The 8,548-nt window shown below is 40.8% G+C and carries 7 protein-coding genes; 5 read left to right on the plus strand and 2 right to left on the minus strand.

The features are described from left to right. Positions 1-195: 195 nt before the first annotated feature. From BUW93_RS13765 to BUW93_RS13780, 4 genes are all read left to right on the plus strand, one after another. Positions 196-1,149 carry a PhoH family protein gene (locus tag BUW93_RS13765; RefSeq protein ID WP_081212315.1) on the plus strand — a complete coding sequence of 318 codons (954 nt, stop codon included), beginning with the start codon at positions 196-198 and terminating at the stop codon, positions 1,147-1,149. Positions 1,150-1,200: 51 nt separating this feature from the next. Then, a complete protein-coding gene (locus BUW93_RS13770; RefSeq protein WP_081212316.1) occupies positions 1,201-2,148 on the plus strand; it encodes a phosphoribosylaminoimidazolesuccinocarboxamide synthase in 948 nt (315 codons plus the stop codon). 261 nt (positions 2,149-2,409) lie between these two features. Beyond that, positions 2,410-4,317 carry an acetate--CoA ligase gene (acs, locus tag BUW93_RS13775; RefSeq protein WP_081212317.1) on the plus strand — a complete coding sequence of 636 codons (1,908 nt, stop codon included), beginning with the start codon at positions 2,410-2,412 and terminating at the stop codon, positions 4,315-4,317. Positions 4,318-4,529: 212 nt separating this feature from the next. After that, positions 4,530-5,201, plus strand: a complete 672-nt coding sequence (locus BUW93_RS13780; RefSeq protein WP_081212318.1) for a hypothetical protein — start codon at positions 4,530-4,532, stop codon at positions 5,199-5,201. A gap of 50 nt (positions 5,202-5,251) precedes the next feature. Here the strand turns inward: BUW93_RS13780 and BUW93_RS13785 are convergent, their stop codons facing one another. Next, positions 5,252-6,328, minus strand: coding sequence for a DNA topoisomerase IB (locus tag BUW93_RS13785; RefSeq protein WP_081212319.1), 1,077 nt, complete (start codon positions 6,326-6,328; stop codon positions 5,252-5,254). Between the two features lie 133 nt (positions 6,329-6,461). Further along, on the minus strand, positions 6,462-7,550 hold the full coding sequence (locus BUW93_RS13790; protein WP_081212320.1) for a M42 family metallopeptidase: 1,089 nt from the start codon (positions 7,548-7,550) through the stop codon (positions 6,462-6,464). Positions 7,551-7,655: 105 nt separating this feature from the next. Between BUW93_RS13790 and BUW93_RS13795 the strand changes: the two genes are divergently transcribed. After that, the gene (locus BUW93_RS13795) at positions 7,656-8,339 is read left to right on the plus strand and encodes a DUF4294 domain-containing protein (RefSeq protein WP_081212321.1); all 684 of its coding nucleotides are present in this window, start codon (positions 7,656-7,658) and stop codon (positions 8,337-8,339) included. Positions 8,340-8,548 lie beyond the last annotated feature (209 nt).

An 8,548-nucleotide genomic window follows, 5' to 3' on the forward strand; every position in this document is an offset into this window, starting at 1 on the left:
TTTTTTAACTTCTAAGAGCTTATTTTATGTAAGTTTGTATAAAGCGAAGATAAAATTTATTTTGTCTAATCCCCTTTTAAAATCCCGTTAAAAACACGGTATTTATCAAGAATTGAATGCGTGTTTTTAAAGAGTGAACTATTTATAAATATTTTAAAATGTAGTCGATATCCAATCATTTAAAACTCCTGGCATTTGAACGAAATTGTAATTGAACTTTCCGAGATTAATCCAAGGGAATTCTTTGGAAACCATAACGAGAATATTGAACTTTTAAAAAAGTACTTTCCCAAACTCAAGATTGTAGCCCGGGGCAGCAGAATAAAGGTTTTTGGGGATGAAGAGATGCTGGAGGAATTTGATGAGCGTTTTTCTATGTTGATGGATCATTTTGGACGCTACAATAAATTAGATGAAAATGTGATTGAAAGAGTGCTTACCAGCCAAAGCAGAGATGATTATCAAACTTCTGCTGAAAGCGGGGAGGTGCTGGTTCACGGGGTTAGTGGCCGGATGATCAAAGCCCAGACCGCCAACCAACGTAAATTGGTGGAACTCACCAGGAAGAACGATATGGTTTTTGCCATTGGGCCTGCGGGAACCGGGAAAACCTATACCGGGGTTGCCCTGGCAGTAAAAGCGCTTAAGGAAAAACAGGTGAGGCGTATCATCCTTACCAGGCCGGCCGTAGAAGCTGGAGAAAACCTGGGATTCCTTCCCGGTGATCTTAAGGAAAAGCTGGATCCTTACATGCAGCCACTATACGATGCGCTGCGGGATATGATTCCACATGAAAAACTGGAGACCTTTATTGAAAAAGGGATTATCCAGATCGCACCATTAGCTTTTATGCGGGGCCGTACCCTGGATCACGCCTTCGTAATTCTTGATGAAGCTCAGAATACTACCCACGCCCAAATGAAAATGTTCCTCACCCGTATGGGGAAAGATGCGAAATTTATGATTACCGGAGATCCTGGTCAAATCGATTTACCCCGTAGAGTGATCTCAGGCCTCAAGGAAGCGTTGTTAGTACTTAAAGACGTGAAAGGTGTAGGGATGATTTACCTGGACGATAAAGATGTGATAAGGCATAAACTTGTTAAGAAGGTAATTGCCGCTTATAAAGAAATAGAACATACTGAATAACGAAATAAACCTGCAGGCCCTTTTCGGGCCTTTAATTTTTAATATTATTTGATGAAGAACACCATAACCAAAACAAACTTTAATTTTCCCGGACAGAAAGCTGTATATAAGGGAAAGGTGAGAGATGTTTACAGTCTGCAGCATAATAAGCTAATCATTGTGGCTACAGACAGACTTTCGGCTTTTGATGTGGTAATGCCAAAGGGTATCCCTTACAAGGGGCAGATCCTTAACCAGATTGCCACTAAAATGATGAAAGCGACGGAAGATCTTGTGCCTAACTGGCTGGAAGCCACGCCCGACCCCAATGTGGCCATTGGTGAAAATTGTGAGCCCTTTAAAATCGAGATGGTGATTCGTGGGTATATGGCAGGCCATGCCGCCAGGGAATATAAAGCTGGAAAGCGTGAGCTATGTGGGGTTGCTTTACCAGAAGGGATGAAGGAAAATGATAAATTTCCCGAACCCATAATTACTCCTGCTACCAAGGCCGAACAGGGAGACCACGATGAGGATATTTCAAAAGAAGAGATCCTTAAACGTCGAATTGTTTCGGCTGAAGATTATGCGATACTGGAAGATTATACCCGTAAATTGTTTAAGCGCGGTACAGAGATCGCTGCAGAAAGAGGACTCATCCTGGTAGATACCAAATATGAGTTTGGAAAGACTGCCGAAGGAAAGATCGTGCTTATAGATGAGATCCATACCCCCGATTCTTCCCGCTATTTCTATGCTGAAACCTACGAAGAACTTCAGAAAAAAGGCCAGCCTCAGAAACAACTTTCCAAAGAATTTGTACGACAATGGCTTATAGAGCAGGGTTTCCAGGGAAAAGAAGGTCAGCAGCTGCCTGAAATGAGCGATGCTTATATAACGACGGTTTCAGAACGATACATCGAGCTTTATGAAAATATCACAGGGGAGAAATTCGTGAAAAGTGATATCAGCGATATCGAAGCCCGCATTGAGAAAAATGTCCTCGAATATTTGAAATAAATCTTTGCATATATTAAAAAAGGCCTGAAGAATCAGCTTAATTGTGAAATAGCGTTTTTTCAGGCTTTTTTATTTAAGGTAAAAATACAAGTGCCCTGCTCATTTTGCTTCTCTCAATACTTATCCCCTGAACCATAAAATTAACCTGTTAAGGCTAATGGTTTATTAATGGAATTTCATAATAATTTTATAAATTGCCGGTAACATCATTAAACAACTTTAAAAATACACTGTAACATCATCAATATTTTTATTTAAACTATGAGTAATTATCATATTAAGAATTTAGAAGAATACTTTCAGGTTTACCGGAAATCGGTGCGGGAGCCTGCAAATTTCTGGGAAGAAGTCGCCGAAGAACATTTTACATGGCGCAAACGCTGGGATAATGTATTAAGTTGGGATTTCTCCAAGCCGGAAGTAAAATGGTTTGAGAATGCAAAACTCAATATCACCGAAAACTGTATAGATCGCCATCTGTTTTCAAATGGAGATAGAACTGCAATTCTTTGGGAGCCTAATGAACCCTCAGAAGAAGCCAGGCATATAAGCTACAGGGAATTGCATGGAATGGTTAATAAAATGGCGAATGTCTTAAAAGATCATGGAATCAAAAAGGGAGACCGGGTTTGTATCTACCTTCCGATGATTCCTGAACTTGCAGTTGCAATGCTTGCCTGTGCAAGAATTGGCGCTATTCATTCGGTGGTTTTTGCCGGCTTCTCTTCAAAAGCTCTTGCAACCCGTACCAATGATGCCGGTTGTAAAATGATGATTACCGCCGATGGTTCTTATCGCGGTGGCAAAACCATAGACCTTAAAGGCATTGCCGATGAAGCCCTCAAGGATTGTCCCGGGGTGGAGAATGTCCTGGTGGCCAAACGCATAAAGAGTGATATCCATATGGAAGAGGGACGGGATAAATGGTTACAGCCCTTGCTGGATGAAGCTTCAGAGGAATGTGCTTCCGAAATTATGGATGCTGAAGACCCGCTGTTCATCCTTTATACTTCCGGTTCTACCGGAAAGCCAAAAGGAATGATGCATACTACCGGGGGGTATATGGTGTATACCGCCTATACCTTTAAGAATATTTTTCAGTATAAGGAAAATGATGTCTACTGGTGTACCGCCGATATTGGCTGGATCACGGGTCACTCCTATATACTCTATGGCCCCCTGGCCAATGGAGCAACTACCTTGATGTTTGAAGGGGTGCCTTCTTATCCCGATGCCGGGCGCTTCTGGGAGATCGTGGAAAAACACAAAGTGAATCAGTTTTATACCGCTCCCACAGCCATTAGATCCCTGGCTAAAACCAGCTCCGATTTTGTTGAGAAATACGATCTTTCTTCCCTTAAAGTTCTTGGCTCTGTAGGGGAACCCATTAATGAAGAAGCCTGGCACTGGTATAACGACCATATCGGGAAGAAAAAAAGTCCTATTGTAGATACCTGGTGGCAAACCGAAACCGGGGGAATTATGATTTCTCCTATTCCTTACGTTACGCCATCAAAACCTACCTATGCAACCTTACCTTTCCCGGGCGTACAACCTGCTCTGATGGATGAGAAGGGTGAGGAAATTAAAGGCAACCAGGTTGAAGGGAGACTTTGTATTAAATTCCCCTGGCCAGGGATGGCCCGTAGCATATGGGGCAACCACGAACGATACAGGGAAACCTATTTCTCCACCTTTAAGAATATGTATTTTACCGGAGATGGAGCTTTACGGGATGAGGTAGGCTACTATAGAATTACCGGTAGGGTAGATGATGTGATAATAGTCTCTGGCCATAACCTCGGTACGGCTCCTATTGAGGATGCGATCAACGAGCACCCGGCGGTAGCTGAATCGGCAGTGGTTGGCTTCCCCCACGAGATCAAAGGAAATGCGCTTTATGCTTATGTTATTTTGAAGGAAGTGGGAGAAAGTCGGGATCGGGAGAACCTGAGAAAAGAGATCAAACAGTCTATTTCAGAAAAAGTAGGGCCTATCGCTAAACCTGAGGTCATCCAGTTTGTAAGTGCTTTACCAAAGACCCGAAGCGGAAAGATAATGAGAAGGATCCTTAGAAAGATCGCTTCCCGTCAAACCGAAAATCTTGGAGATACTTCTACCTTACTTAATCCTGAGATCGTAGAGGAGATAATAAGCGAAAGAGGTTAATTTGCTTAAAACCAAATTTGGAGAGCTTGTTCAAAGACTTAACTGCTTTTTGAACAAGCTTTTTTTGTGGTTAAAAAACTCTTATTAGCTATTATGCCGCGTAAGGATTTTTGGGGGTTCCAGTGCACAGATATTTTTTATATCTTAACTCCTTGTTAAAAGACGGAACAATAATTGATTGTTTATAGTAGAAACAACTAAAACTTAAAAAAATGAAGAGATATCTCTTATTTAGCTTAATCGTACTTTTTGGCATTAATGCCCATTCCCAAATATATAACCAGAACCTGATCAACGATAGAATGACGATTCCTGTTTATAAGAAAACTCCTGAGGGTTTCACAGGAACTCCGTTTGTTGATGAAGAATTCAGAAAAGGAGCTATCCTGGATGAAGAGGGTAATGCCCAACCTGCTTTCCTGCGCTATAATGCTGTGGAGGGCATTATGGAAATAAAATTAAATAAGCTTCAGGAGGATATCCATGTATTACCTCGTATTGAAAAGATTACTTATACTATAGATGGGTATACCTATTTTATAGATTCAAAAAGAACAGAAGATGGGGAACTATTAAAGGGGTATTTTGTTAATTATTACGACGGCGATAATGTGAAGCTTCTCGGATGGCCAAGACCTGATGTGATTGAAGCCCAGATGGCGAAAACCGGTTACGATAAAGATAAGCCTGCTCACCTTAAAGTTGAAATGGAATACTATCTTGAGATCGGGGATGCCCGGCTCCAGGAGGTAAGATTGAGACCAAGAGATTTCCGAAAGACTTTTGATGAAAAGGATGCGATGAAGAAATACTTGTCAGATAATAAGGTGAAAGATCTCGACGACGCCATAGAGGCCCTAAAATTCTACGATAATCAGGCTTAAAAAAAAGTAAAGAAATATCCTAAAGCTGAACCTGCCCTGGTTCAGCTTTTTTATATGGAGATCTCATAGTCTTTTATGAGCTTCAGTATTGCTCTTTCTGTTTCTGTAAGTGAGCGATAGCCTTTGTTGTTTTCTTTTTTTACCCCTTCAAAATAAGGAACTATCTCCCCGGTTTCATAAGTATTGATAATGCGAGGATGCACATAATAACTCCGGCAAACCGACCTGGTGTTGCCCAAACTCTCGGCACTGGTATCAAAGGCAAGCAGGAGATTCTTTTTGTTTTCTTTTTCATTATCGGTGTAGCCTAAGTCTTTTAGAGTCTCAAAGAAAATTTTTGAAGCGCTCCAGGTTCTAAAATCTTTAGCCGAAAATATATCGCCGCTTATAGTGTGAATATATTCATTGATCATCCCGCTGTCTATACTTTGTTTCTGACCTTTTTCATCATAAAATTTGAATAATTCCCAACCGGGAATCTCTTCACATCTATTAATAAGCTTTATAAGTTTTTTATTCTTTAAGCTCACCGAATGCTTTATGTTCTTTTTCCCAGTAAATTCAAAGATCACTTTATCTTGAGAGGTCTTCACGTGTCTGCTTCTAAAAGTGGATAAACCATAGGTTTTATTCTCTTTAGCGTAATACTGGTTCCCTATCCTGATATGGGTTTCCTCCATTAACCTGATGATAAGCGCCAGTACTTTTCTTTGGTTCATCTCGGGAAGATCAAGATCGTGATCTACCCTCTGCCGTATTTTCGGAAGAATTTCCCCAAAAGCGGCCATCTTAAAGAATTTGGTCTCATTCCTGATTTTTGACCAAAGGGGATGATACATATATTGTTTCCGGTTCTTCTCGTCCCTTCCAATAACCTGCAGATGCGCGTTCCTATTCTTTGAGATCCTTACCTCCTTCCAGCCGGGAGGAATAACCAGTTTTTTAATATGCTCAAGGGTTTTTTTATCTTCTATTTTCGTCCCGTTCTTAAAATAAGAAAACCCACGTCCTTGTTTTTTGCGTTTTATAGAAAGCTGTTCCTCGCCAACATAACGCAGATTTGCAAGGTTGGCTGCCTCATAGGGGTCTTGTAAAATAAGGTTTACTTCTTCAGGAGTAATGGTCATAGCAGCTTTTTTATAAAAATAGCCTGAAATCTCTTTCCCTTGTAATAAAGCTATGTGAAAATTGAATTAAGAAAAATAAAAAAGCCTTTCCCGTTATAAACAGAAAAGGCTTCTTTCATAAGAATAAGACTTCTTATTTAAAATAGCTGAAATTCTCTCCTTCCTCGATTTTAAGAAGGCTTTCATAGATGAGGTTAATTACATTTTCCACATCATTTTTGTGCACCATTTCTACCGTGGTGTGCATATACCGGAGCGGTAAAGAAATAAGAGCTGAGGGCACCCCGCCATTGCTGTAAGCAAAGGCGTCGGTATCGGTGCCGGTAAATCTGGAATTTGCTGCCCGCTGAAAAGGAATTTGCTTCTCTTCGGCGGTTTCAATTAGCAGTTCTCTTAAATTGTTTTGAACTGCCGGAGCGTAAGCAATAACCGGGCCCGCACCAATTTTTGCGAAACCATTGGTTTTCTTTTCGATCATAGGCGTAGTGGTGTCGTGGGTCACATCGGTCACTAGCGCCACATTGGGTTTAATACGCTGGGTGATCATCTCTGCCCCGCGCAATCCAATCTCCTCCTGCACCGAGTTGGTTACATATAATCCAAAAGGTAGTTTCTTCTTGTTCTCCTTTAATAAACGCGCCACCTGTGCAATCATAAAACCACCTATTCGGTTATCCAGGGCGCGGCAAACAAATTTATCTTCATTCAGAATAAAGAAATCATCAGGATAGGTAATTACACAACCTACATGTACTCCCAGGTTTTCGACTTCCTCTTTAGTAGAACACCCCACATCTATACAGATATTATCCATTTTTGGAGCCTGTTCTTTCTCCTTGTCGCGGGTATGAATGGCCGGCCAGCCAAACACTCCTTTAACTATTCCATTTTTAGTATGAATATTCACCCGCTTTGAAGCAGCTATTTGGTGGTCGCTTCCGCCATTTCTCACTACGTATATAAGTCCGTCGTCGGTGATGTAATTCACATACCAGGAGATTTCATCAGCATGACCTTCAATAACTACTTTGAAGGGAGCGTCGGGATTAATAACGCCAACTGCCGTACCGTAGATATCGGTAATAAACTCGTCTACATAAGGTTTAAGGTATTCCATCCACAGCTTCTGGCCCTCAGCTTCGTAACCGGTTGGCGCAGCATTATTTAGGTATTTCTCCAGGAAATCCATGGATTTTTTATTCAGTATTTTTCCTTTGTCCATATTGTTTGAAATTTGGACGAATTTAAGAAGATTTAGGCGGATGACAACCCACGATTCATTAAATTTGGAATGATTTTGGCTTGATGATTTCTGAAATAATTTCTGATGATAAAAAAGCTTTTCATAATAATTTTCTTAATGAGTGGTGGTCTAATAGCCCAGGAGGATACTACTGAGGTTGATACCCTGCAGAAGCGGTATATGATTATATTAGGAGATACTATTCCCCGTGAAGCCATAGACCTTGATGAGGTGGTTATTCTGAAGGACCTGAAATTCGACAATCTTCAGGAAAGAAGACGTTACCTTATATTAAGGAGAAAAACCAGGAAAGTATATCCTTATGCCAAATTGGCTTCTGAGCGACTGGTTTCTTTAAACAGCAGGCTGGATGAAATCGAAACTAAGAGTGATCGGAAACGCTATACCAGGATTGTTCAGGATTATATCGAAGAGGAATTTTCAGCCGAATTGAAAAAACTAACCCACACCGAAGGTCAGATTCTTGTGAAACTTATCCACCGCCAAACTGGCACCACCGCCTTTAATTTGGTAAGAAATCTTAAAAGTGGTTGGCGTGCCTTCTGGTATAACACCACGGCAGGTTTATTTGATATCTCCCTAAAGGAAAAATATGATCCGCATAACAATCATGAAGATTACCTTATAGAAGACATTCTTCAGCGTTCGTTTAATCAGGATGTGCTGGAGCCACAGGCGACGGCTTTGGACTTTAAATATGTCGAACTTACCGATAAATGGAAGAGACCCCGTCAACGGGTACAATAGGTGATAATATGGAATTTTTTTGTCTCGTTTGAAATAATCTTTGTATTTTTCCGACTAAAGTCATTGGTTTCTAGGCGCTTAATTTTTTCCATTAAGATTTCTTTAAAAAACTTTTGAATTACGCTTGCGGGACTGAAAAAGCCCTGTATATTTGCAGCCGCTTACGGGGATAACGAGAGTTGTAAAGTAAGCGGGAGTTCTTTAAAAAC

It is taken from the genome of Salegentibacter sediminis (assembly GCF_002078605.1).
In the GTDB taxonomy this organism is placed as follows: domain Bacteria; phylum Bacteroidota; class Bacteroidia; order Flavobacteriales; family Flavobacteriaceae; genus Salegentibacter; species Salegentibacter sediminis.